Source organism: Candidatus Accumulibacter similis, assembly GCA_013347225.1.
GTDB classification, from domain to species: Bacteria; Pseudomonadota; Gammaproteobacteria; order Burkholderiales; family Rhodocyclaceae; genus Accumulibacter; species Accumulibacter similis.
Window position 1 is genome coordinate 3,142,887 of sequence record CP054595.1, and the last position, 21,676, is coordinate 3,164,562.

Consider the following 21,676-nt stretch of genomic DNA (forward strand, 5'->3'; position numbering starts at 1 on the left):
CGTCGCGAGCAGGCCGAGATGCAAGGCGCGAGCGAGCGAACGACGAGACATATCAGATAGATAGGCGAGGAGTGAGCGAGTGGGCAACGCCGCAGATCGGTCGCGCAGTAGATTTATTCACAACCTCTGAGCGCAGGCCGCGCCGCCTGTGTACCGGTTGCGACCGGACAGCCTCAGGCAGCAACCTCGACCAGTTCGGGGTGCAACAGGTCGACGAGCACCGACGGCGCGATGCCGACGAGGTAACCCCGCCTGCCGGCGTTGATGAAGATTCGTTCGAGCTCGAGAACGCTGCGCTCGAGGTACACGGGCATCGCCCGGCGTGTGGCGAAGGGACTGGTGCCGCCGACGAGATAGCCAGAGTGACGGTTGGCGACCTCTGGCCGGCAGGGCACGATTGACTTCACCCCCAGCCGGCGCGCGAGCTTCTGCGTCGACACCTCGCGGTCGCCGTGCATGAGGACGATCAGCGGCTGCCGGCGCTCGTCCTCCATGATCAGCGTCTTGATCACCGCGTGTTCGTCGACCCCGAGTTCGCGGCTGCTGGCGGCCGTTCCGCCGTGCTGCTCCCAGGGGTAGGGATGATCGGAGAAGGTGACGCCGGCAGCGCGCAGGAAGCGGATCGCCGGCGACACGGGCAGGCGGTTGCTCGCCATTCGCTCCACCCGTCCGTCAGTGGGTACTGCCGTTGCCGAAGACGGGGAAGCTCGCCGCGTGCCGGTCGATCCATTCGCGGGCGGCGGCCTCGGCGTCGAGCACCCTCCCCTCTTCGCGCCGGACCCGCTGCCGGTAATGCTCGATCTGCCACATCTGCTCGACCATGCGGGCGGCGAAGAGGTCGGCGGCGTCGGCGAAACGGATGCCGATCTCGTAGGCGGTCCGCTGCCGTTGGCACCAGACCACCACCCCGGCGGCGCGAAACGGCGGCCGCACGAGCGGAATCGACAGCACCACCGTCGCCCCGACGCGCAGCGGCCGTCGGCCAAGGCAGGCCACACCGCCCACGCTGACTTCCTTCGTCCGCGGCGCCACACGGCGATTCACACCGCCGACGGCGATATCGACCGGGATGTCCGCCGGATGACGGATGATGCTGCGCCTGCGCGTCTCTATCGACGTCATGCCTCCCTCCTCTGCCGCCAGCGACCAGCCGGCGGCAAGTCCAACGCCGGCGCACCGCGCGGTCAATCGCCTGCAGCAGCCGGATGGCGGCGGGCGCGCCGCCTCAGCCGCCGATGCGCAAGCCGGTCTTCTTCAGGATTTCGGTCGAGAAGAGCACGTCGTGCGCGCGGCAGGCAGGGCCGAGCAGGCGGGCAATCTCCGACACCTTGTGCAGCACCTCGTCACGCGAACCCCCATGCACCATGGCGAACAGATTGTACGGCCACTCCGGCAGCCGGCGCGGCCGGTGGTAGCAGTGGGTGACGAACTCGAGCTCGCCGACGCGCACGCCGAGTTCGTCGATCGCCTCGTCCGGTACGTCCCAGACGCTCATGCCGTTGGCAGTGTAGCCGATCGCGTAGTGGTTGGGGACGGCGCCGATGCGCCGGATGACTCCGCGTGCGAGCATCCGCAGAAGCCGCTCCATCACCTCGGACGGGCCGATGCCGAGCTGTGTCGCCAGTTGGTGATACGGGCGCGGCACCAGCGGCAGGCCGTCCTGCGTCGCCAGCACCAGGCGCCGATCGATGTCGTCGAGCCGCAGGCTCATGTGCGCACCGCCAGCTTCATCTCGACGAAGTATTCCCTGAGCTTCGGGAAGGCGAAGACCGGCAGGCCACTGCCCTCCTCGATGCGGCGGATGGCGGCGGCGATTCCCGCCTCGCTCTCGGTGGCGAGGACGAACCACATGTTGAAGGCCGAGTGCCGGTCGCTCTCGCGGCGGTAGTTGTGGGCGACTTCGGGCAGCGCATCGACGAGCGCGCGCACCCGCTGCCAGTCGGCCTCGGGCACCGCCATCGCCGCCAGGACGAAGGCGCCACCCATCTGCTCGACCTGGAACATCGGCCCGAAGCGGGTCAGGACGCGCGTCGCGAGCAGGCGCCCGAGACGCTCGAGCAGTTCCGCCTCGTCGATTCCCAGCCAGCCGGCGACCTCGGCATAGGGTCGTTCGCAGATCGGAAAACCGCCCTGCAGGCGGTCGATCAGCGCCCGATCGACGGCATCGATCACTGCCGGCTCATGCATAGCGCGCACCGCTCTGCTTGAAGCGGGTCAGCGAGAAGAGGACCTCGTGCGCGTAGTCGGCGAGCCCGAGCCGCTGCCGCAGGCTGGCGATGCTCGCCGCCACTTCGCTGCGGGCCTGGCCATGGATCATGCAGAACAGGTTGTAGCGCCACTGCGGCGGGACCCGCGGCCGGCGATAGCACAGATTGACGCCGTCGGCGCACGCCAGCCGTTCGCCGACCTCGTCGACATCGCTGTCGGGAACGTCGTGCACCAGCATCGCGTTGGCGGTATAGCCGAGTTCGTGGTGCCGGACAATGACCCCGAAGCGCTTGATGATGCCTTCGGCGCACCAGCGCCGGATCCGCTCGAGCACTTCGCCCTCGTCGCAGCCGATGCGGCTGGCGAGGATCCAGAACGGCCGGATGAAGAGTGGCAAGCCCTCCTGCAGGGCGATGACCAGCCGCCGCTCCTGCTCGTCGAGCGCCCGCGGCGGCACCAGGGCTTGCCGCACCGGCACGCACCGGCGCGTCGCCGCGGCGTCGCCGCCGAGCGCGAAGCCGAGGTCGATGTGGTACTCCTGCAGCATCGGCAGCCGCAGCAACGGCACTCCGGCCAGTTGCTCGATCGCTCCCAGGGTGGCCTGCAGCCGCCCTTCGGAACCGGCGGTGACGACGAACCAGAGGTTGTAGCGGTGCTCGCGCTCGTAGTTGTGATTGACCTCGGGAAAGCGATTCACCGCCTCGGCCACCGCCGCCAGTTGCGCCGGCGGGACCGCCAGTGCCGCCAGCGTGCTGGCACCGATCCGCTTCGGAGCGAAGACCGCGCCGACGCGCGCGACCTTGCCCTCGCGACGCAGCGCTTCGAGTCCCTGCAGCACCTTCGCTTCGGCGACGCCGAGACGCGACGCCAGTTCGGCAAAGGGTGCCGGACAGAGCGGGAAATCGCGCTGGAACTCGTTGAGCAGGCGGAAGTCGAGGGCGCCGCTGTCGATCATCGCGGTCAGAATCCGGTGCGCGCGGCACGGCTGGTGAAGAAGATGCCGCTCGGCGCCTGCGCCGGGAACTCGGCGATCTTCTCGAAGCGCGCGGTATCGTAGATCACCACCTTGTCGTCGTCGCGCGCGGAGATCCAGACATGTTCACCGCGCGGCGTGAACTCCATGTGCAGGATCGCCCGGCCGGGCTCGAGGGTCTGCACCACCTTGCCGCTCAGCGTGTCGATCACCTCCACCCAGCCATTGTCGGGGAAGGCGTAGTTGACCCAGACCTGGCGCCCGTCGGGGCGTGCCATGACGAACACCGGCTGCCCCTTGACCGGGATGCGGCCGACCTCCTGCCAGTTGCTGCCATCGACCACCAGCACCTCGTGCCGGCCGATCGCCGGCAGGTAGGCGCGACCCTGCGCCATCGACCAGCCGCGCAGGTGCGGCATCTTGAACACCGGCAGCTTCTCCTGGCCGCGACCGTAGCCCTGCAGGATGCGGCGACTGCCCTGCTCCGGCAGCCAGGTATCGAGCAGCGCGACGCCGTCCTCGCCGAACAGCCCGGCGAGGTAGAAGCGGCCGTCGGGCGTCACCAGCCCATCGTAGGGCTGCAGGCCGGCGGGAAAGCGCTGCGTCTGCGGCCTGTGCGGGTCGGAGAGATCGCTGACCCAGATCTCGCCGCCCTCGAACAGCGCATACGCGAAGCGGTTGCCGCTGAGGTCGACGAGGCCGACAACCTTCGAGAAGCTGCCCGGTGCGTACTCGGCGGGAACCTCCGACAGCAGCTCGAGCGTGCCGGCGTCGAAGGCCTTGATGCCGCCCGGGGCGTAGTTCTGCGCGACGACGATGCGTCCGTCCTGCGAGATCGAACCGCCGATGGCGTTGCCCGACTGCAGGACGCGGCGGACGATCGTCGCCTGCAGCAGGTCGATCTTCGTCAGACCGCCGTCACGGCCGAAGACGTAGGCATGACGGCCGTCGCGCGAGAACACCACCGATGCGTGCGACAGGTCGCCGAGGCCGCCGATGCGCGCATAAGGCTGCCGCCGCGTGGTATCGACCAGGGTCACGTGGCCGCTGCCGCGCTCGATGACGACACCGAGGTCGCCGGTGCCGCGCAGGTTCGGCGCCGCACAGCCGGCGAGCAGCAGGAGCGACAGCAGGAACAGCATTCTTCTCATCTTCATCCTTCACGGGGTGCTGCCGCGGCCGCGCCCGGGAACGCCGGTCCACGGCCGCGGTCGTCCATTATCGCCAGAGCGGGCAGCCTCTGGCAACGAGCGCGGGAGCCCCTCGCGGCAGTTGTCGCCATGGCCGCCGCTCAGAACAGCGCGCGCACGGCGGCGTCCATCTCGGCCCCGCTCATGGCTCCCAGTTTCGCCTGCCGCAGGCGGCCGTCACGGTCGACGAAAACGGTGAACGGCAGCCCGGACTTCGCGTTGCCGAGTGCCCGCATCAGTTCGATGCTGCGCTCGGTGCCACCGACCAGCCAGCGATAGTCCAGGTCATGCGCACGCGCGAAGTCGGCCAGCGCCGCGCGCCTGTCCGCCTCCTCGACGGCAATGCCGACGACGACCAGCCCGCGGCCGGCGTGGCGTCTCTGCAGCGCGGCCAGTTCGGGAATCTCCTTGCGACACGGCGCGCACCAGCGGGCCCAGAAATTGACCAGCAGCGGCCGGCCGCGCAGCGACTCCAGTGACAGTGGCCGATCGTCGGCGTCGGCGAGCGTCAGCGCGAAGAGCGCCGCCGTCGACGGCGGCTCGGCGGCGCTCGCCGCCGCCAGGGGCAGCACGACGAGGGCGGCGATGAGGAGGCGCAACAGCGGGCGCAAGATGGTGCTACGGCAGGTCACTGCGACGGAAGCTGAGGTACCCGGCAACGGCAGCGAGCGTGCCGACGGCGAGCGGATAGAGCAGCGCATAGACGCGGTAACCGCTGCTGCCGAAGAGATCGAGGATGACGTAGGCCGAAGGACCGAGGACGATCAGTTGCGGGTCGAACATCGCCAGCGCCGCGGTGCGGAAGACCTGCAGCGGGTTCAGCAGGGCGATGCCGACCGCCACCTCGGGCGTCACCCGCCCCTGGATCATCACCCCGAGGAGGATCAGGTCGAGGAACAGCAGCATCGTCAGCCAGACCATGAACGCCGCTCCCTGGGCGACGTCGGTGCCGCGCGCCAGCGTCGAGATGAGCATGCCGATCCCCAGGAAGCACCACGCCATCGCTGCCAGCAGTCCGGTGTAGTAGAAGAACATCGACCACGGCACCTCGATCGAGCGCAACAGCGACCAGAGGACGGCGGCCAGCATGGCGACGAACACCGGCAGGAAGATGGTCACGTAGCGTCCGAGGATCTTGCCCCAGAACCACGCCGACAGCGAGACCGGCAGCGACAGCAGGTATTCGAAGACGCCGGCCTCGCGGTCGCCGGCAACCGATCGGACGGTGGTGATGAGGACGAAGACCGGCAGGATCGCCATCGTCAGCTGGATATAGGTCACCAGCAGTCGCGACAGGCCGATGAAGCCGAGGACGCGCGATTCGGTCAGCCCGAAGGCGAAGAGCAGCGCGACGATGCCGCCGAAAACCAGGCTGTAGATCAGGAACCAGCGCGCACGCAGCGACTCGACGATGTCGAGGCGGGCGGTGAGGAGGAGCGGCTTCATCGCCGGTCCGTCACTTGCCGCGCGCGACGATGCGCGCCTTCAGCTCGGGGTAGGCGATCGTCCCGTCCTCGGCGGCGGCGAGCGCCGCGAAATGATAGCCCATCGGACTCTTCCTGCCCGCCAGGTAGTGCGCGTGCCGCGCATCGATCCAGGCGCCGCCGCGGTAGTCGGCGACCCAGTACTCGAGCTGCGGCGTCTCCTCGGTGAACGCCTGCTGCGCCAGCCAGAAGATGGCGCAGCCGATGTCGTCGAACTTCGCCACCTTGCCGCCGGGCGCGCGGATCTGCGCTGCGAAGCGCCGGTCGCTGATCACCATGCCGCAGCGCGCGTCGACGTCGCGGTCCCACCTGATGTCGACCGGGCCGCTGGTCGACTCGCCGATGCAGCCGCCGAGCGCTGCCGCCAGGCCGCCGCCGAGCGCCACCCGGCAACAGCCGCCGGCGACGGCGAGCCGGGCGATCTCGAGGAAGCGGCGTCGCTTCATCGCGCCGGCAGCCTCATTGCAGGACGACCGCGGCGTCGACTTCGTGCATCTCGATGCGCGACAGCAGGCCGACGTAGCGCGCGACCATGCCGAGAAAACGCAGACGATCGGCTCCGGACACCGTTCCGTGCCATTCGACGCCCGCCCGCCGGTCGGCGAACTGCCAGCTGCCGAGGGTGCGGGCGATCGCCGCGTCGGCGCGAGCGAGCGTCAGATGCACCTCGAACAGGGTGGAGAAGCGGGACTCCTCGGCGACGCGGTCGTCGAGGACGATGCGCCCGGTATCCATCTCGACGACCCGATTCACCAGCGGCGCGACTTCGTCGAGGCGGTGGCTGGAGATGATCATCGTCGTGCTGCCGAGTCGTTCGGCGAGCAGGTTGAAGAAGATGTGGCGCGCCTCGGGGTCGAGATTCGCCGCCGGCTCGTCCATCACCAGCAGCTCGGTATCGCGGCCGAGGGCGATGGCGATCAGCAGTTTCTGCTTCATGCCGCCGGAGAGGCGATTGAACGGTCGCGCCAGGATGCTGCCGACGTCCAGGCCGAGACGCCGCGACAGTGCGTGCATGCGCTCGGCGTCGCTGCTGCAGACGGCAGCGGCGAAGGCGAGCAACTGGCCGACCGGCATCTTCAGCGGCGGCGGCAGTTGCGGCACGAAACCGACCTTGCCGAGCACCTGTGTGCGTGCGCTGCGCGGCGCCAGCCCGCCGATCGTCACCGCACCCTGATGCGTGTATTCGCCGAGCAGGCAGCGGATCAGCGTCGTCTTGCCGGCACCGTTCGATCCGATCAGGGCGAGCCGCTCGCCGGGAACGATCTCCAGGTTGACCGCGTCGAGCACGCGGTGCTTCCGGAAGTCCTTGCCGACGTCGCTGAAACGGATCATTCGCAACCCTGTTCAGAGCAGCCTGTCGAGGCCCTTGATGTCGAAGACCAGAGCACCGCTCGGGCAGACATCGACACACAGCCCACAGCGGGTACAGTCCGGTCCGATCGGCGTTTTCAGGTCGGCGGCGCGACCCTTGATGACGACATCGAGGACATGCGGCACCATGCAGACCTTGCGGCAATCGCCTTCGTGGAAGCAGTGCTCGAGTCGGTACTCGACGCGCAGCGGCGAAATGGCGCCCACCATACCATAGGTCAGACCGATCGGGCAGACGTAGCGGCACCACGCACGGCGCGAGTAGAGCACCTCGAAGAGCAGCAGCAGCAGGACCCATCCAAGCGCCAGCGACGGGCCGTAGATCAGCGCCCGCGACAGGATGCCGGTCGGCGAGATGGTCTCGAAGACGGTGTAGCCGCTGAGCACGGCAAGCAGGGCAAAGGTGAGCCAGAAGATGCTGCGTGCGCCACGATGGAACTCGTGATCGCTGACCAGCCGCTTCGCCACCAGCCGCAGGTGCAGCCACTCGAACCATTCGGCGACGAGGTGATAGGGGCAGACCCAGGAACAGAACGAGCGGCCGCCGAGCGCCACCCAGAGGACGAAGACCGTCGCCGTGCCGATGAACAGATTGACGATCACGTGCCGGTGCGCCAGCATCACCTGCAGCGCCGAGTTGAGGTCGATCAGGTGGAAGCCGACGAAGCGCGACGCGGTCAGCGACCCCTCGAGCATCTGGATGTCGAGCCAGAAGGAGAAGGTGAACAGGAGGTTGACGAGGATCAGCACCGCCCAGCGGCGGTTGCGCCACTTGTGGTTGACCAGTTGATGGTCGCGCGCATGCTGCTTCAGGGCTGCGAAGTCGGCCTTGCTCATCCGCTTCAGCCTGTGCACCTGCTGCGCTTCCGGCGTGATCCGCTCCGGTTTCAGCGGCGCGGCGCCGAACATGACGCGCAGGCGTTCGCTGGCGCTCATCAGATCGCCCACGGCTGGCGGGCCGCGATGACGATCGCTGCCGGATCGACCGGGCAGATCATCTCGCAGACGCCGCAACCGACACACTGCTCGAGTACCTGCGGCCGGTGCTGCCGGCTGCCGTCGGCAGCCACCCTGACCTGCATGGTGATGGCGTCGCCGATCGGGCACTCGGTGACGCACAGGTTGCACAGATCGCGCTCGTAGGGGTGGTCGCGAACGGCGACCGGGCGCCAGCGGTCGCGTTCGACGTAGCGCAGCCTGCCGCGGAAATCGGCGCCGCGCGCCTGGCCGCGAAAACCCTTGCCGAGCACCGCCAGACAGGAGTCGGGCCGCGCCAGGCGGGCAATCCCCATGCGCTCGGCGAGATTCAGCGTCGGCTCGGCGTCCTTCTCCTTCGCCTTGAGCAGCGGCGCCCGCGCCAACGGCATCCCCGGGCGGGTGGCCAGCGAGGCCGGCTTGCGGTAGGTCAGCGATCCCGTCGGGCAGGCGAGGATGCACTGCACCGCATCGCACGAAAAGTCGCAGGCCTGTGCGCGGGCGTCGATCAAGGGGACGCCGATGCCGAAGCCGCTGTCGATGTCGTCGAGCCGGATCGCCGCCACCGGGCAGACCTGCACGCACTGCCCGCACTTGATGCACGACGAGAGGAAATCGTTCTCCTCGAGCGCACCGGGCGGCCGCAGGCGGGTGCGCCGGGCACCGGCAACGGGAACGTAGCCGAGCATCGCCAGGCCGAGCACGCCGCCGACGAGGAACGCCGAGCGCAGGAAGCGGCGCCGGCTCGACTGCCGGCGCACCGGCGCCTTTGGCCGGCCGCCAGCGGCCGCAGGCAGGCCTGCCTCGGCCGGCGGCTGCGGTGTTGCCGCAGGGCGTTCTTCGCCGGTCTTCCCGCTCATCCGGCAGGCTCCCTGCCCGCGATGCCGCGCGACCCGCCGGCACGCGGCCGCAGGCCGCAAAGCCGCTGGTTCAGCGCCGACGCCGCCGCCCGCAGTTCGACCGGCGATGCGCGACAACAGCCCGGCAGTTGCAACACCATCCCCATCCGTTCGTCCCGAATCTCCTTGAACCGGGTTCCACGCCGACGCCTTCGCTCCCGAGGAGCATTGCGGCAACCCGTCGCACATTGTCGGCACATGCGCAGAACGATGTTTTGAGCTGGATTAAATTCCCGTGATCGTGCTGCGGGGCAACATGCTTGCCGCTGCAGCAGCCTGGTGAAATACCGGGGGCGCCCCCGGTTCGTTTGGCATCCGCCGACCTTTACGGTACATTCCCGGACGAACGTGTGCTGGTGGCCTGGCGTCAGGCCGGGAGCGCCGCGGTGCTGGCGAAGCCACCCGGGAGCGGCAAGGCCGAGCTGGCGCCGAAGCGATCCGACCGATGATCGAAGGGCTCGCCATCCCGGCCCCGGTCAGGCACATTTCATCTACGACCCGGCCTGCGGGAGCGGCGGCATCTTGTCTGTCGCCAACGAGCGCCTGGTCGTCCGGGTGGCTGGATCCAGCGGCGTTGCCCAGCAGGAATCGACCCATGCCTGAACTCGCAAGGCGGGCGGCGCCGACAGCGTGCTGCATTTCGGCGCCAAGCAGGCTCGGAAGATAGAGATCGGGATCGTCTTCCGGAACGAGCGCAACCAGTACGCCATCGACCTTGAACCGACCGATGGCGACGAACTCGTTCCCAGCCTGGAAGTCGTTTACTTTTGGGACAGGTCGAAAACTCGCAGCCCTATGACGAGGTGATCGAGCGGGCCGGCAAGGAGGCCGGCATCGGGGCGCCGAAAGGCACCCAGGTGGCGGGTTACGTGCGCGACCACCTTGAACGCTGGCGTCTGTATCACTTCCACGACACCAGTTCCACGTCGCCCATGAAGAGGACGGCGGACGTCAATGACAATCGCTATCTGCGACCCGACGCTTCGAATCTGGAGGCCTTTCCCTACTTCCTGCGCGACAGGCATGAGGCCTCGCATAGCCTGATCCGTCGGACGGCGCAGCGGATGGCGACGTTCTTTGACGATTTCCCGTTGGCGCCTCAGGAACTGAACCCGGGCAAGATTCGCCTGGAGTGGCGCCACCAGGGATCGGACGCGTATTTCGATGCATCTTCGCTGTCCGATGGCACCTCCGCTTCATCGCCCTGGCGACGCTCTTCCTGCAGCCGGAGAGTTGTCTACCGTCGGTCATTCTGGTCGATGAACCCGAGTTGGGACTGCCTCCCTACGCGATCACCCTGCTGGCCTCGCTGATCAAGAAGCCACCGAGTGGGACGCCAGGCAGCGCCCGCGTCGAAGTCCAGCCAGGCAGCAAGCATCCCCTCGCCCGCCTCGCTGCCCCTCGTCGGGCTTGCTCTGGCACGGCTGTGCGCGCCACGCCGACTTCAGCGGGCGGTGTCTCGCGCTGCCTGAGAACGGACGCAGGCGGCTCTGGCGCCGGCGCGACGCTGCAGGCGCCTGGCTTCGCCTTCAGGCAGCAGGCTTCCGTTCGTTCATCCGCGACCTGTCGAAAACCGGCTGCTGGTCACGCAGCAGCAGGACGGGGGCCGAGAACGGTGCCAGGCGCTCGAGGAAGTCGAGCATCTCCATCACCGGCGCATTGCGGAAGAAGCGCGCGTAGGGGACGGCCATCCAGAGTTGGTCGGCATAGGCATGCAGCTCGTGCGGCCGGTCGCCCTGCCCGTCGTCGTCGCGGTCGAAACCCTGGTAGTCGTCCCAGTAGTTGCCGCGCCAGACGTTGTTGCGTGCGCTGCCGGCATCACCCATCGCCACCTGCGACAGGTTGCCCTCAAAGATGTTGCCGTCGACGAGGGTGCCTTCCCTGTCGGCAAGAAAGCTGATGCCGACACCGTTGTAGGCAATGCGGTTGCCGCGGATGCTGATCGTGCTGTCGGGTTCGAAAGGTGACATGTCGAGGCCGACGCCGATTGCGCAGTAGATGATCTCGTTGCCCTCGACGACCACGTCCGAGGCCTCCTTGAAGCCGACCGCCATGCCGGTCGGCCCGTTGGCGCGCGAGAAGAGGTTGTTGCGGATGGCGCCGCCGCCCGAGTACATGACGTAGACGCCGACGGCGTTGTCGTAGAAGCGGTTGCCCTCGACCAGGTTGTTGCTGGCGAACATGAAGTGGATCGAGTAGCGGCTGCGCCGCGCCACGTTGTCGAGGTAGCGGTTGTCGTTCGAGTACCAGGCGACCATGTCGCGCGCATCCTCGATCAGGTTGTCGGCGATCAGGTTGCGGTGGCTGTACCAGAGGCGCAGGCTGTCGCCCCGCGTGCCGAGATCGAAGGGCTTGGAGCGGATGCGGTTGCCGCGCACGAGGTTGTCGTTGGCCTTCTTGAGATCGATGCCGAACAGGCAGTCGTCGATCTGCAGGTTCTCGATGCGGTTGCGGTCGCCGCGGACGTTCAGGCAGGCGTCGTCGGAATCGTGCGAGGAACCCGAATTGACGAGCCGCAGGCCACGCAGGACGGAATCGCTGGCAGCCAGCATGGCGACGGTCCCCTTGCCGCCGCCGTCGATCGTCACCGCGCCGCCGCCATCGATCGTCAGCGGCTTGTCGACCACCAGCGGCCCCGAGTAGATGCCCGGAGGCGGTCGCAGGACCGAACCGGCCGGCGCGGCATTGACGAGTTCCTGCAGGAACTGCAGACCGGCAACGCGACCGGTGGTCGGCAGCGTGATCCTTTCGTCGATGCTGCCCCAACCGGCTGCCACCGGCGCCGCCATGTCGCCGAAGCGCCGCTCGCCGGCATCGCCCGTCTCGGCGCGACCGGCGCCGCTGCGCCGCAGCGCCGTCAGCGCATCCTCGGCACCACCGGGCGTCGGCACGACGACCAGGAGCAGGCCGCAGGCCAGGCCGGCGGCGAGCAGGCGGCCGAACATCCGCTACTCCGCCGTTCCTTCGCGCACCTGCTTGCGGCGGATCAGCAGCGCCAGCAGGAGGCAGAGCATGACGCCGAGCAGCAGCGCGTAACCCCAGTAGGGGTAGGAATAGGTCGAGAACTGCGCCACCTTGCCTTCGCCAAAAACCGTCGGCATGAAGGGCTTGACGGTGAAGGCACCCCACGGATGCAGGTTGTGGCCGAAGAACCACAGCCAGCCGGCATAGGTGATGACGAAGTAGACCGGCAGCAGCGCCGGCACCAGCGCCAGCAGCAGCGAGAAGATGCGCAGCCGGGCGACGCCGAGGACGAGGACGACCATGGCGACGATCGTGCCGGCGATCACGAGGTGCGTGATGCGCGTGACGTTGTCGCCCCAGACCTGGATCTTCTCCGGTTCGTTGAAGAAGGTCGCCGTCTCGCTGACGTAATTCGCGACATGCGCCGCCAGGGCGCCGAAGACGTACTGGTCGAGCAGCATCCAGCCGGCGACGAGGGTGCAACCGATCGCCAGCACGATCACCCGCGGCTTGCGCCGCGGCAGCATGAAGGCGAGCAGCATGACGGCAAAGAAGGCGAAGAAGAACTTCGCCAGCGGCTTCTCGACCGGCGCGCCGGTGGCGATCGGGAACATGCCGACATAGTGGTTGATGGTGTTCATCTCATGCACGCAGTCGAGACCCTGCGCGCCCCTGTCGATGTCCTTCCCCTGGTCGGTGATCGGGTTGTAGCGCTCGTCCTCGTGCGAGAGATCCTTCTGGATGATCTCGCTCGCCATCCGCGTCCCCCTGCCGGCCGCCTTGCAGCCGTTGAAGACGCCATTGAAGTGGAAATGGATGCGGATGCCGTCGGGAAAGGCATCCGGCGGATAGTTTGGTGCCGTCAGCGACACCCACCAGATCGGCGCGAAATAGGCGACGATCATCAGCGCCGTCGCCAGCGCCGTCAGCGCCGCGACGATCAGATTCTGCCTGCTGCCTGGTACTGCCGACATGCTCTCCATCCTCGTGCGGGGACACGGTCCCGGCTGCGGCCGGCGGACACCAGCCGGCCGCCCGCAGCATGTGATTCGTTGCTGGTCTGCCCGTCGCAGCCCGGCCCGCCGCATGTGCTGTCGGCAGGCCGGGGGTCGCTTGCGCGGGCAAGTCCGCCACAAGCGCCCGGCGCCAGGGCTACTTCTTCTTCGCCGGCGCTGCCTTGGCCTTGCACATGTTGCCCGGCATCACCAGGCTTGCCTGATAGGCCGAGATGGCGACGAGCTGGTCGTTGCTGTACTTCTTGATGATCCGCACCATGTCCGGGTTGGCGTTGCGCCGGTGCCCGTCGCGGATCTCGGTCATCTGGCGCAGCAGATACTTGTAATGCTGGCCGGCGATCACCGGGTAGAACTTGTCCTTGACTCCCTCGCCATTGGCTCCGTGGCACTCCTTGCACTCCTTCTCGTAGAGTTCCTTGCCGGTCGCCAGCTGCTTGTCGAGATCCTTGCCGTCGTACTTGCCGTGCTCGAGCGGAATGCAGAGCTGCTCGATGTAGGCGGCGACGTCGGCCAGCTCCTGTGGATCGGTGAGCGTCGCCGCGAACGGATACATCGTCGGGTTGTCGCGCAGGCCGGCGCGGATGTCCGCCATCTGCTTGATCAGCACGGTGGTGTGCTGGCCGGCGAGTTGCGGGAAGGTGCCGTCCGGACGACCGGCACCGGAAGGAAGATGGCACGCACCACAGACCTCGTAGGCTTCCTCGCCACGCTTGCGGTCGCCCTTGAGCTTCAGCGCCTCGATCTTTTCGCCTTCCTGGGCGTTCCACTTGTAGTCCTTGCTCTCGATACCCTGCGTCTTCGGCGCCGGCGGGCCGGCATGCACGGCAGCCGTGGCGACCACCGCCAGTGACACTGCCAGGATCAGCTTCTTCATTGCGAACTCCCTGTTGGTTGCGAAACGATGCCGCCAATCTAGCAACCGGCCCGCGCCCTGGCGTTGATAATTGTCAAGTCGGGCCGGCGTCGCGGATCAGGGCTTCAGCTTCGAGATGTACTCGGCCAGCGCCTTGATCTCCTCGTCGTTGACCAGATGCATGACGCCCTTCATCGCCGCCGAATTGCCGTTGGCGCGCGCACCGCTCTTGATGTCGAGCATCTGCCGTTCGGCGTACTTCGCGTTCTGCCCGGCGATCTTCGGGTAGTCGGGCATCAGCGGCTTGTTGCCGGCCGGACCGTGGCAGGCGTTGCAGGTCTTCTCGGTGTACAGCTTGGCGCCGTCGGCCGCCATCGCCGGCGTTGCCAGAACGGCCAGCAGCAGCAGAGGCATCGCATTCTTCATGATGGTTCCTTCCTGATGTGAAAACGGGGAACAGCCCAAGCCTGCTCCCCGTCGAGTTGCCTTGAGTCCGATCAACGAGGCCGACTACTTGATCTTCTTGGCGCCGTTCTGCTCGAGGTAGGTCTTCGCCCGCAGCCCGAGGTCGGCCGCCTTGACCTGGTACTGCCAGATCTGCTCGGTCCACAACGCGGCGTTGTTCCAGTCCTTCTTCGCCGCCGCCTCGTCGGCCTTCGCCTTGGCTTCCTTGATCTTCCCGAGTTGGTCGACCGCATCATCCATCATCGCGACGACGTCCGGGAAGTCCTTGTAGTTGACGCTGGTGATGTAGCCGACCACCGAGTCGATCACCGCCTGCGTGTCGGCAACCTTCTTCAACTGCGTCTTGTAGTCCGCCTCGGTGTAGTTCGCGCCGGCCGCGGTCGAGGTCTTGGTCGGCTTCCAGCCCTTCGGCTTGACCAGCAGGTAACCCTGCATCTCGAGGTGCAGCGCCGAGCAGAACTCGGTGCAGTAGTACGGATAGACGCCTTCCTTGTCGGCCTTGAACTTCACCTGCACGGTCTTGCCCGGCTCGACCGAGGCATGGACGTTGTAGGTCGATACCGTGAAGCCGTGCGTCTCGTCCTGCGCCCGTTCGAGGTTGGTGAGGTTGATGATCACCTCGTCACCGACGTCCACCTCGATCGTTTCCGGCGTGATGTGCGAGCGGATCAACGTACCGAAGACTTCGACCCTGTTGCCCTTCTTGACGATCTTCTCCTCGCCGGCACGGACGGCACCCGGGTGCGGCTTGTCGGTACGGCTGTCGGTACCGACCTTGTAGCGAACGCCGGGCTTCAGCTTGCTGGCTTCGATGGCGACGACGTAGTGCGGCTCGCCGAGCGGCAGCGGCATGTCGTAGAGGAGTTGCATCTTGTCTTCGCTGATGTCGATCAGCTGGTGGTTCTGCGGATGCAGCGGGCCGACCGGCACGAAGCGGTCGATCGCCAGCTTGTTCAGCGCCACCAGGTAACGGCCCTTGGGATCGACCGAGTCACCCTCCATCGTCATCAGGTGGCCGATGTTGTAGTGCACGCTGATCTTGTCGAGCACCTTGCCTTCGCAGAAGTTCCACTTGACGACCTGCGAGTCGACGTAGAGCGAAGTGTAGGCGACGCACGGTTTCGCGTCGTACTGCGTGTGCAGCGGGCCGAGGCCGAGCTGTACCTGCGTGTGCAGCGCATCCTTCATGCCGATCACCGGGATGCCGTAGGGATCCGTCGATTCGAACTTGCCGGCCTTGATCGCCGCCTGGATCTTCTCGAACGAGTAGACCGAGACGTGCGTGTCGAGCTTGCCGGAAACGGTGATGAACTTGCCGTCGGGAGTGACATCGACGCCGTGCGGCGACTTCGGTTCGGGCACCAGGAAGAGCACGCCCTCCTTCACCGCCGTGTCCATCATCAACACGTCGTGACCGTTGATCTTCTTCGCCCTGCCGGCGGCAACCAGCTCGGCAGCCTTCTTCCAGTTGATCACATGCAGGTAGTCGGTGTCCTTCGCCGAGCAGCCGGCTTCATAGGGCGGCCGGCCCTTCTCGATGCCGCCGACGTAACGCTCGCTGCAGAACGAGTTGGTGAACGACCAGCCGTCGGACGGCCCCTTGCCGGCGTCGGACAGGTCCTGGCTGTAGGGCGGCAGTTCGATCGAGAACGACTGCTTCGGATTGATGCGGCCCTCCTTGCGGTCGAACTTCCAGTAGGTGACGCCGCCGCGGTACTTCTCGTTGAACTCCTCGAGCGGGAAGAACTTCTTGTTCTCCAGCGGTGCCGCATACTGCGCCGCCTCGATCACGTACTCGGTGTTCGGCGTGACGAAGGCACCACCGTGTTCGGACTTGAAGATCGGGTTGACGACGATCTGCTTGGTCTCGAAGTCGCGCAGGTCGATCACCGCCAGCCGCGGGTTCGCCTTGTCGTTGATGAACAGGAACTGGCCGTCGTACTTGCCCTGCGTCTCCGAGATCGCCGGGTGGTGCGTGTCGCCCCAGGTGATTTCCTTGCCGTCGATCCGGCCCTGCGCCAGGATGGCTTTCGAGCTTTCGTCGAAGCCGTAGCCCTGCCAGGGCTCGGGAGTGAACACACCGATGTACTTGAGAATGCGCATCGAGGGGATGCCATAGACGATCACCTGCCCGGACTGGCCGCCGGACGAGAAGGCGACGAACTCGTCGCGCTTGCCGGTGGGTACGTAGGTCTTGGCCGCAGCCAGGATGTCCTGCTGCGAAAGGCTGCGACGCTTCATCACATCCTGCAGCGACTCGGCCGCCTGCAGGCTGCCGACCGCCGCACAGCCGAGCCCCGCTGCGATCAGCATCGGCGCGACTTGCCTGGTACGCATTTTCATTATCACTCTCCCTTTGATCAGATGGGTGCCACTCTTGCCCACATCGACCGTCGTGCGTCCGGCTGCCGCTGCGGCAATATGTCGCACATTGTGGCCACTGGCGCCGCCCGATAATTTGAGCTGGGTTAAATTTCGACCATCCTGCCGCGTGGCAGCATCGAACGTCGAGCGCGTACTGCGCACCCCGATGCCCGCCGGTGAGCGATAATGCAGCCCCGCCCGCGACCCGGCCGCATGCCCCACCCTGCCCGCTGCTGATGACCAAGAACCTGCTGCTCGACATCGCCATCCTGCTCGCCCTCGCCGTTCTCGGCGTCGTCGCCTACAAGCTGGCGCCACTGCTGCAGCCGAAGACCGACATCGTGCTGCCGCTGTCGAGCTGCAACCTCAACCACAACCCCTGCGTCGCGACGCTGCCCGACGGCGGCCAGATGGAGTTCTCGATCGAGCCACGGCCGATTCCGGCGTTGCGGCCGCTGCAACTGCAGGCGAGCTTCCGCGGCATCGCTGTGCGCCGCGTCGAGGTCGATCTCGCGGGTACCGCGATGAAGATGGGCTACAACCGGCCGCTGCTCGCAGCGCAGGCTGGCAACAGCGCCCGCTTCACCGGCCAGGCCAGCCTGCCGGTGTGCATCACCGGCAGCATGGAGTGGGAGGCGACCGTCCTCGTCGATGACGGCAAGGCGCTGGTCGCCGTCCCCTTCCGCTTCGTCAGCGGCAACTGAAGGAGTCGCAGCGGGCATGCGGACCAGAGGATTCCTGATCGCCCTCATCGCGCTGCTCGCCGCCGCCCTGCTGTATCTCGCCGTGTTCTGGGAGCCGGTACCGCAGCGCCCGGTCGAGAAGATCGTGCCGCACGGGCAGCTGCCGCCCGCCATCGCACCGACGGGCGGCGATTTCGTCCTGCAGGGGCCCCAGGGGCCGGTGGCGCTCGCCGACTACCGCGGCAAGGTGGTGCTGATCTACTTCGGCTACACCTGGTGCCCCGACGTCTGCCCGACCTCGCTGTCGTTGCTGGCGCAGGCGCTCGCCGATCTCGAAGCGGCCGAGCGCGAGCGCGTGCAGGCGATCTTCATCTCGGTTGACCCGGAGCGCGACACGCCGGCGCGGCTCAAGGAATACGCGCCCTTCTTCCACCCGGCGCTGATCGGCCTCAGCGGCTCACGCGAGCAGATCGCCGCCGTCGCCACCGCCTACGGCTCGAGCTACCAGAAGCAGCCGGCGCACGCCGAGGGCAACTACGCCGTCGACCATTCGTCGGCGACCTACGTCGTCGACCAGCGGGGGCGGCTCGCCGGCAGCCTGCCGCACGCCTCGTCGCCGGCGCAGATCGTCGCTTTCGTCCGCCAGCAACTGTCGGCAGGCGACGCCCGCTGAAACCGCCCCATCGGCCGCCGCCGTCGGCAGCACCGCCCGCACGATCGACAGGAGATGCCGCAAATGCCTTCGCACCCTGCAGTCCTCGCCCTCGCCGCGCTGCTGCTGTTGCCCGTCGGCGCCACTGCCGCCGACAGCGGCCTCGTCGTCAGCGACGCCCACGTCCGGCTGATGCCGCCGGGCACACCCAACTCGCTGGCCTTCATGAGCATCAGCAACCGCAGCGGCAGTGACCGCCGGCTGCTGCAGGCGGCAAGCCCGATGGCGCGGACGGTCGAGCTGCACACCCACATCGACGACCACGGCGTCATGCGCATGCGGCAGATCGCGGCGATCGACATCCCGGCCGGCGGTCGCGCCGAGCTCCGCTCCGGCGGCCAGCACGTCATGCTGATCGGCCTCAGGCAGCCGCTGCGGGAGGGAGAACACGTGCCGCTGACGCTGCGCTTCGACGACGGCAGCACGCAGCAGCTGGAGGTTCCGGTCAGGAGACCGCAACCGGCGCTCGCAGCAGAGCCGCCGGCTGCGCCCGGCAAGCATTGATCGCCGGGCTGCCGGCAGGCGAACCGCAGGGAGCGGAGTCATGACCGGACCGGACGCCAGCAAGCCCGCGGCGGCTGCAGCCACCGGCGGCCGCTATCGCTCGTTGCCGAAGAGCATCTGGCTGCTCGGGATGGTTTCGATGTTCATGGACATCTCGTCCGAGCTGGTCCATTGTCTGCTGCCGATCTTCATGGCAGGCGTCCTCGGCACGTCGATGCTGGCGATCGGCATCGTCGAAGGCATCGCCGAAGCGACGGCGGCAATCGCCAAGGTCTTTTCGGGCGCCATCAGTGACCGTTTCCGCAAGCGCAAGCTGCTCGTCGTGCTCGGCTACGGCCTCGGTGCCGTCAGCAAACCGGCGTTCCCGCTCGCCTCGACGATCGACCTGGTCTTCGCGGCGCGCTTCGTCGATCGCATCGGCAAGGGAATCCGGGGCGCTCCGCGCGACGCGCTCGTCGCCGATCTCGTGCCGGCACGGCAAAGGGGCGCCGCCTACGGCCTGCGCCAGGCCCTCGACTCCGCCGGTGCCTTTCTCGGTCCGCTGCTCGCGATCGTCTTCATGCTCTCGCTGGCAAGCGACATCCGTCGCGTGCTCTGGATGGCGGTCGTACCCGCGTTCGTCGCGGTGCTGCTGGCGCTCGCGCTGCGCGAGCCACGATCGCCACCCGCCACGAGCGCGCCCCGCGACCGCCTGCGGCTGCAACTCGGCAGGAGCCTGCCCCGGCACTTCTGGCTGATCGTCACGCTCGGCGCGGTCTTCACCCTCGCGCGCTTCAGCGAGGCCTTCCTGCTTCTCCGCGCGCATGATCTCGGTCTCGCCGCCGCCCACGTGCCGGCAATCCTGATCGCGATGAACGCCGTCTACGCCGCGCTTGCCTACCCGGCCGGCGACATCGCCGACCGGCTGCCGGCGCGCACGCTGCTCGTGCCGGGACTCGGCGTCCTGGTGGCCGCCGACGTCGTTCTGGCGCTCGCCGAATCGCCCGCCACCGTTTTCGTCGGCGCGGCGCTCTGGGGACTGCACATGGCGCTGACGCAGGGGCTGCTCGCCAAACTCGTCGCCGATGCGGCGCCCGAGTCACTGCGGGCAACGGCGTTCGGCATCTTCAATATGGTGACGGGCGGCGCACTGCTGCTGGCGAGCGTCGTCGCCGGATGGCTGTGGAGCACCTTCGGTGCCGCGGCAACCTTCAGCGCCGGCGGCGCGTTCGCCGCCGTAGCGGCGCTCGGGGTGCTGCTCTACCGTCCGCAGGGCTCTGCCGCCGCCGGACCCGCGTAGTGCTGCCGTCGACACCCAGTACTTGAGCGAGCAACCGTACGGCGTCGCCGCGGCGATTGACACCGGTTTGCCGGCGGGCACATCGGTCATCGCCGTGCGGATGTGGTGGCGTGCGCCGGCAACTTCCGCCGGGCCGGCCGTGTCGGACCTGCTGCCGATCAACTCCCGCTTGCCCGGCATGGATGGCCTCGCGCCACTTCCGGCGCGATTCAGCCGGCAACGACGGCGATCCGTCGAGGTGATTGGCCGCCTTGGCCTGTCGAAGCGGACGCGCATGAGCACCGATGCCCTTGCCGTGCGCCATGTCGCCACCGGAATCCATCCCGATCACGACGGTCTGGTGCCGTTCCGCAGGCGTTTCCCTGGCGAACCGTGCAGCGAGCATCTGCAGGTCCCGGCGATGACCAAGGCGGCGACATCGCCGGCAGTCGCCGGCTTGCACGGCGCATGAGCGGCACATTGTCGTCGGGCCGTCGACCGCCTCGCGACTATCCTTTATGCTTGGCCAGGCCGCAACGATCGATCGCGCGGGGCCTCGCAGCCGGACTGCGCCGGGTCCCGCCGCAGCGCCCGATCACAGCGGCGCCACCCCAACCAAGGAGACCCTCATGGTCGTGCAGGTGCTGGGAACGCGCATCGATCCCTGAGTCGACAGGTCGGCCAGCGCCTGACGGCCCGCTGGCCAATGCCACCGACGCGGGTCGCCCGCCCGGCGGGTGACATCGTCGCGCCCGGCGCCGCCTTCACCCTCGCGCGTTTCAGCGAGACCTTCCTGCTCCTTCGCGCGCTGGATCTCCGTCTCGCCACCGCCACTTGCCGGCAATCCGGATCACGCGTGAAACCAGGTCCTGAAGCGACGACGGCGACCAAGGTCGCCGTCGTCGTTGGACGGGAGCGCTTGTCAGGCGTGGCGACGGCGGCGGGAAAGCCCGAGAGCGGCCATACCCATACCGAGCAACGCCAGAGCAGCCGGTTCCGGCACCTGCCCGACATCGCCCTGCGTATCGGAGGCGACGATCCTGAAGTTGTCGAGCGCGGAGTAGCCGCCAACCAGTTCGTCGATGACCAGGGTGACGTTGCCGTTGGTGTTGCCGGTCGTATTCAGGCCGACGATGTGGTTGGTCCAGTTGAACACGTTCGGTGCCGAGGACAGCACGCCGGTGATGTCGACGGAATCGAGCAGGGTCGCGGTGCCCACATTGGCAACGCCGGTCGGATTGTCATACAGCGACAGGCGGAAGGAAGGCGCCAGCCCACCCGTCGGCACGAAAGGGCCACCCCAGAAGTCCAGGTCGATCGACGAAATGTCGAGCTGGAAGTTGAAGAACTTGTAAGCTCCGATGTTGAAGGACAGGCCCAGACGATCATCGTTGGCGCTCGAGAGCATGCCAATCACGTAGCTGCCTGCCCTGCTCTGTGGATCCTGGAAGCCCGCGCCGCCCCAAGCCTGGCTGCCACCGACACGCAGGGTCTCCACCGTCCACTGCTGCGCGAAGGTGAAGCCGGCTGGCTGGTTGGCGTAAATGTCGTTGACGCTGGAGAAGCTGGCATCCTTGCCGCCGAACCCGGTATTGGCATTGAAAGCGACCAGGTCCGGGTTCTCGAAATTCTGCGAGTACAGGAGGACGCTGGCCTGGGTGGCCGTGGCGCTGAGAGCCAGCATGGCGGCAAGCAAAATGCGGTTCAGTTTCATGAAAAGCTCCGGATGGTTGGTTTCGTAACTGTCGAAAAGCACA

At 67.3% G+C, this 21,676-nt stretch carries 24 protein-coding genes; 6 read left to right on the plus strand and 18 right to left on the minus strand.

Going from position 1 to position 21,676, the window contains the following annotated elements:
- Nucleotides 1-173: 173 nt before the first annotated feature.
- From HT579_13775 to HT579_13830, 12 genes are all read right to left on the minus strand, one after another.
- Nucleotides 174-656 (minus strand): aminoacyl-tRNA deacylase, encoded by a 483-nt coding sequence (locus HT579_13775; GenBank protein ID QKS29886.1) that lies wholly within the window; start codon nt 654-656, stop codon nt 174-176.
- Nucleotides 657-672: 16 nt separating this feature from the next.
- Nucleotides 673-1,122, minus strand: coding sequence for a PilZ domain-containing protein (locus tag HT579_13780; protein ID QKS29887.1), 450 nt, complete (start codon nt 1,120-1,122; stop codon nt 673-675).
- 103 nt (nt 1,123-1,225) lie between these two features.
- Nucleotides 1,226-1,711, minus strand: a complete 486-nt coding sequence (locus tag HT579_13785; protein ID QKS29888.1) for an Lrp/AsnC family transcriptional regulator — start codon at nt 1,709-1,711, stop codon at nt 1,226-1,228.
- The gene (locus HT579_13790) at nt 1,708-2,187 is read right to left on the minus strand and encodes an Lrp/AsnC family transcriptional regulator (GenBank protein QKS29889.1); all 480 of its coding nucleotides are present in this window, start codon (nt 2,185-2,187) and stop codon (nt 1,708-1,710) included. The genes HT579_13785 and HT579_13790 overlap by 4 nt, the downstream gene beginning before the upstream one ends.
- Nucleotides 2,180-3,163 carry an Lrp/AsnC family transcriptional regulator gene (locus tag HT579_13795; GenBank protein QKS29890.1) on the minus strand — a complete coding sequence of 328 codons (984 nt, stop codon included), beginning with the start codon at nt 3,161-3,163 and terminating at the stop codon, nt 2,180-2,182. Before HT579_13795 ends, HT579_13790 begins: the two co-directional genes overlap by 8 nt.
- A 5-nt stretch (nt 3,164-3,168) precedes the next feature.
- Nucleotides 3,169-4,332 carry a protein nirF gene (locus HT579_13800; GenBank protein ID QKS29891.1) on the minus strand — a complete coding sequence of 388 codons (1,164 nt, stop codon included), beginning with the start codon at nt 4,330-4,332 and terminating at the stop codon, nt 3,169-3,171.
- A gap of 140 nt (nt 4,333-4,472) precedes the next feature.
- Nucleotides 4,473-5,072 (minus strand): TlpA family protein disulfide reductase, encoded by a 600-nt coding sequence (locus HT579_13805; GenBank protein ID QKS29892.1) that lies wholly within the window; start codon nt 5,070-5,072, stop codon nt 4,473-4,475.
- The gene (locus tag HT579_13810; GenBank protein QKS29893.1) at nt 4,990-5,817 is read right to left on the minus strand and encodes an ABC transporter permease subunit; all 828 of its coding nucleotides are present in this window, start codon (nt 5,815-5,817) and stop codon (nt 4,990-4,992) included. Before HT579_13810 ends, HT579_13805 begins: the two co-directional genes overlap by 83 nt.
- Nucleotides 5,818-5,827: 10 nt before the next feature.
- Nucleotides 5,828-6,301, minus strand: a complete 474-nt coding sequence (locus HT579_13815) for a nitrous oxide reductase accessory protein NosL (GenBank protein QKS29894.1) — start codon at nt 6,299-6,301, stop codon at nt 5,828-5,830.
- A 13-nt stretch (nt 6,302-6,314) separates the two neighbouring features.
- Nucleotides 6,315-7,187, minus strand: a complete 873-nt coding sequence (locus HT579_13820; protein ID QKS29895.1) for an ABC transporter ATP-binding protein — start codon at nt 7,185-7,187, stop codon at nt 6,315-6,317.
- Between the two features lie 12 nt (nt 7,188-7,199).
- A complete protein-coding gene (locus HT579_13825; GenBank protein QKS29896.1) occupies nt 7,200-8,162 on the minus strand; it encodes a NapH/MauN family ferredoxin-type protein in 963 nt (320 codons plus the stop codon).
- Complete coding sequence (locus HT579_13830; GenBank protein ID QKS29897.1) at nt 8,162-9,061, minus strand: 4Fe-4S binding protein; 900 nt, start codon at nt 9,059-9,061, stop codon at nt 8,162-8,164. The genes HT579_13825 and HT579_13830 overlap by 1 nt, the downstream gene beginning before the upstream one ends.
- Nucleotides 9,062-9,867: 806 nt before the next feature.
- Between HT579_13830 and HT579_13835 the strand changes: the two genes are divergently transcribed.
- On the plus strand, nt 9,868-10,413 hold the full coding sequence (locus tag HT579_13835) for a hypothetical protein (protein ID QKS29898.1): 546 nt from the start codon (nt 9,868-9,870) through the stop codon (nt 10,411-10,413).
- A gap of 216 nt (nt 10,414-10,629) precedes the next feature.
- On the opposite strand, the gene nosD is transcribed toward HT579_13835, so the two are convergent.
- The 5 genes from nosD to nosZ form a co-directional block, all read right to left on the minus strand.
- Nucleotides 10,630-12,045, minus strand: coding sequence for a nitrous oxide reductase family maturation protein NosD (nosD, locus tag HT579_13840; GenBank protein ID QKS29899.1), 1,416 nt, complete (start codon nt 12,043-12,045; stop codon nt 10,630-10,632).
- Nucleotides 12,046-12,048: 3 nt separating this feature from the next.
- The gene (locus HT579_13845) at nt 12,049-13,038 is read right to left on the minus strand and encodes a hypothetical protein (protein ID QKS29900.1); all 990 of its coding nucleotides are present in this window, start codon (nt 13,036-13,038) and stop codon (nt 12,049-12,051) included.
- Between the two features lie 178 nt (nt 13,039-13,216).
- Nucleotides 13,217-13,954: a c-type cytochrome gene (locus HT579_13850; protein QKS29901.1), complete on the minus strand. Its 738-nt coding sequence runs from the start codon at nt 13,952-13,954 to the stop codon at nt 13,217-13,219.
- A 96-nt stretch (nt 13,955-14,050) separates the two neighbouring features.
- A complete protein-coding gene (locus tag HT579_13855) occupies nt 14,051-14,359 on the minus strand; it encodes a c-type cytochrome (GenBank protein QKS29902.1) in 309 nt (102 codons plus the stop codon).
- Nucleotides 14,360-14,443: 84 nt separating this feature from the next.
- Nucleotides 14,444-16,741, minus strand: a complete 2,298-nt coding sequence (gene nosZ / locus HT579_13860; GenBank protein QKS29903.1) for a Sec-dependent nitrous-oxide reductase — start codon at nt 16,739-16,741, stop codon at nt 14,444-14,446.
- 257 nt (nt 16,742-16,998) lie between these two features.
- Here nosZ and HT579_13865 point away from each other — a divergent pair, with 257 nt between their 5' ends.
- From HT579_13865 to HT579_13885, 5 genes are all read left to right on the plus strand, one after another.
- Entirely contained in the window at nt 16,999-17,466 is a 468-nt protein-coding gene (locus tag HT579_13865) for a hypothetical protein (protein QKS29904.1), read from the plus strand.
- A 16-nt stretch (nt 17,467-17,482) separates the two neighbouring features.
- Nucleotides 17,483-18,118, plus strand: a complete 636-nt coding sequence (locus HT579_13870) for an SCO family protein (protein QKS29905.1) — start codon at nt 17,483-17,485, stop codon at nt 18,116-18,118.
- 63 nt (nt 18,119-18,181) lie between these two features.
- On the plus strand, nt 18,182-18,661 hold the full coding sequence (locus tag HT579_13875) for a copper chaperone PCu(A)C (GenBank protein QKS29906.1): 480 nt from the start codon (nt 18,182-18,184) through the stop codon (nt 18,659-18,661).
- A gap of 40 nt (nt 18,662-18,701) precedes the next feature.
- Complete coding sequence (locus tag HT579_13880; GenBank protein ID QKS29907.1) at nt 18,702-19,940, plus strand: MFS transporter; 1,239 nt, start codon at nt 18,702-18,704, stop codon at nt 19,938-19,940.
- Nucleotides 19,941-19,962: 22 nt separating this feature from the next.
- Complete coding sequence (locus HT579_13885) at nt 19,963-20,391, plus strand: hypothetical protein (GenBank protein QKS29908.1); 429 nt, start codon at nt 19,963-19,965, stop codon at nt 20,389-20,391.
- A 450-nt stretch (nt 20,392-20,841) separates the two neighbouring features.
- Here the strand turns inward: HT579_13885 and HT579_13890 are convergent, their stop codons facing one another.
- A complete protein-coding gene (locus tag HT579_13890; protein QKS29909.1) occupies nt 20,842-21,633 on the minus strand; it encodes a PEP-CTERM sorting domain-containing protein in 792 nt (263 codons plus the stop codon).
- Nucleotides 21,634-21,676: the final 43 nt, after the last annotated feature.

Bases quoted from the DNA above. Each gene is read 5' to 3' on its own strand.
- HT579_13775 (QKS29886.1), bottom strand. From the start codon at position 656: ATGGCGAGCAACCGCCTGCCCGTGTCGCCGGCGATCCGCTTCCTGCGC.
- HT579_13780 (QKS29887.1), bottom strand. From the start codon at position 1,122: ATGACGTCGATAGAGACGCGCAGGCGCAGCATCATCCGTCATCCGGCG.
- HT579_13785 (QKS29888.1), bottom strand. From the start codon at position 1,711: ATGAGCCTGCGGCTCGACGACATCGATCGGCGCCTGGTGCTGGCGACG.
- HT579_13790 (QKS29889.1), bottom strand. From the start codon at position 2,187: ATGCATGAGCCGGCAGTGATCGATGCCGTCGATCGGGCGCTGATCGAC.
- HT579_13795 (QKS29890.1), bottom strand. From the start codon at position 3,163: ATGATCGACAGCGGCGCCCTCGACTTCCGCCTGCTCAACGAGTTCCAG.
- HT579_13800 (QKS29891.1), bottom strand. From the start codon at position 4,332: ATGAGAAGAATGCTGTTCCTGCTGTCGCTCCTGCTGCTCGCCGGCTGT.
- HT579_13805 (QKS29892.1), bottom strand. From the start codon at position 5,072: ATGCGCTGCTCTATCCGCTCGCCGTCGGCACGCTCGCTGCCGTTGCCG.
- HT579_13810 (QKS29893.1), bottom strand. From the start codon at position 5,817: ATGAAGCCGCTCCTCCTCACCGCCCGCCTCGACATCGTCGAGTCGCTG.
- HT579_13815 (QKS29894.1), bottom strand. From the start codon at position 6,301: ATGAAGCGACGCCGCTTCCTCGAGATCGCCCGGCTCGCCGTCGCCGGC.
- HT579_13820 (QKS29895.1), bottom strand. From the start codon at position 7,187: ATGATCCGTTTCAGCGACGTCGGCAAGGACTTCCGGAAGCACCGCGTG.
- HT579_13825 (QKS29896.1), bottom strand. From the start codon at position 8,162: ATGAGCGCCAGCGAACGCCTGCGCGTCATGTTCGGCGCCGCGCCGCTG.
- HT579_13830 (QKS29897.1), bottom strand. From the start codon at position 9,061: ATGAGCGGGAAGACCGGCGAAGAACGCCCTGCGGCAACACCGCAGCCG.
- nosD (QKS29899.1), bottom strand. From the start codon at position 12,045: ATGTTCGGCCGCCTGCTCGCCGCCGGCCTGGCCTGCGGCCTGCTCCTG.
- HT579_13845 (QKS29900.1), bottom strand. From the start codon at position 13,038: ATGTCGGCAGTACCAGGCAGCAGGCAGAATCTGATCGTCGCGGCGCTG.
- HT579_13850 (QKS29901.1), bottom strand. From the start codon at position 13,954: ATGAAGAAGCTGATCCTGGCAGTGTCACTGGCGGTGGTCGCCACGGCT.
- HT579_13855 (QKS29902.1), bottom strand. From the start codon at position 14,359: ATGAAGAATGCGATGCCTCTGCTGCTGCTGGCCGTTCTGGCAACGCCG.
- nosZ (QKS29903.1), bottom strand. From the start codon at position 16,741: ATGAAAATGCGTACCAGGCAAGTCGCGCCGATGCTGATCGCAGCGGGG.
- HT579_13865 (QKS29904.1), top strand. From the start codon at position 16,999: ATGACCAAGAACCTGCTGCTCGACATCGCCATCCTGCTCGCCCTCGCC.
- HT579_13870 (QKS29905.1), top strand. From the start codon at position 17,483: ATGCGGACCAGAGGATTCCTGATCGCCCTCATCGCGCTGCTCGCCGCC.
- HT579_13875 (QKS29906.1), top strand. From the start codon at position 18,182: ATGCCTTCGCACCCTGCAGTCCTCGCCCTCGCCGCGCTGCTGCTGTTG.
- HT579_13880 (QKS29907.1), top strand. From the start codon at position 18,702: ATGACCGGACCGGACGCCAGCAAGCCCGCGGCGGCTGCAGCCACCGGC.
- HT579_13890 (QKS29909.1), bottom strand. From the start codon at position 21,633: ATGAAACTGAACCGCATTTTGCTTGCCGCCATGCTGGCTCTCAGCGCC.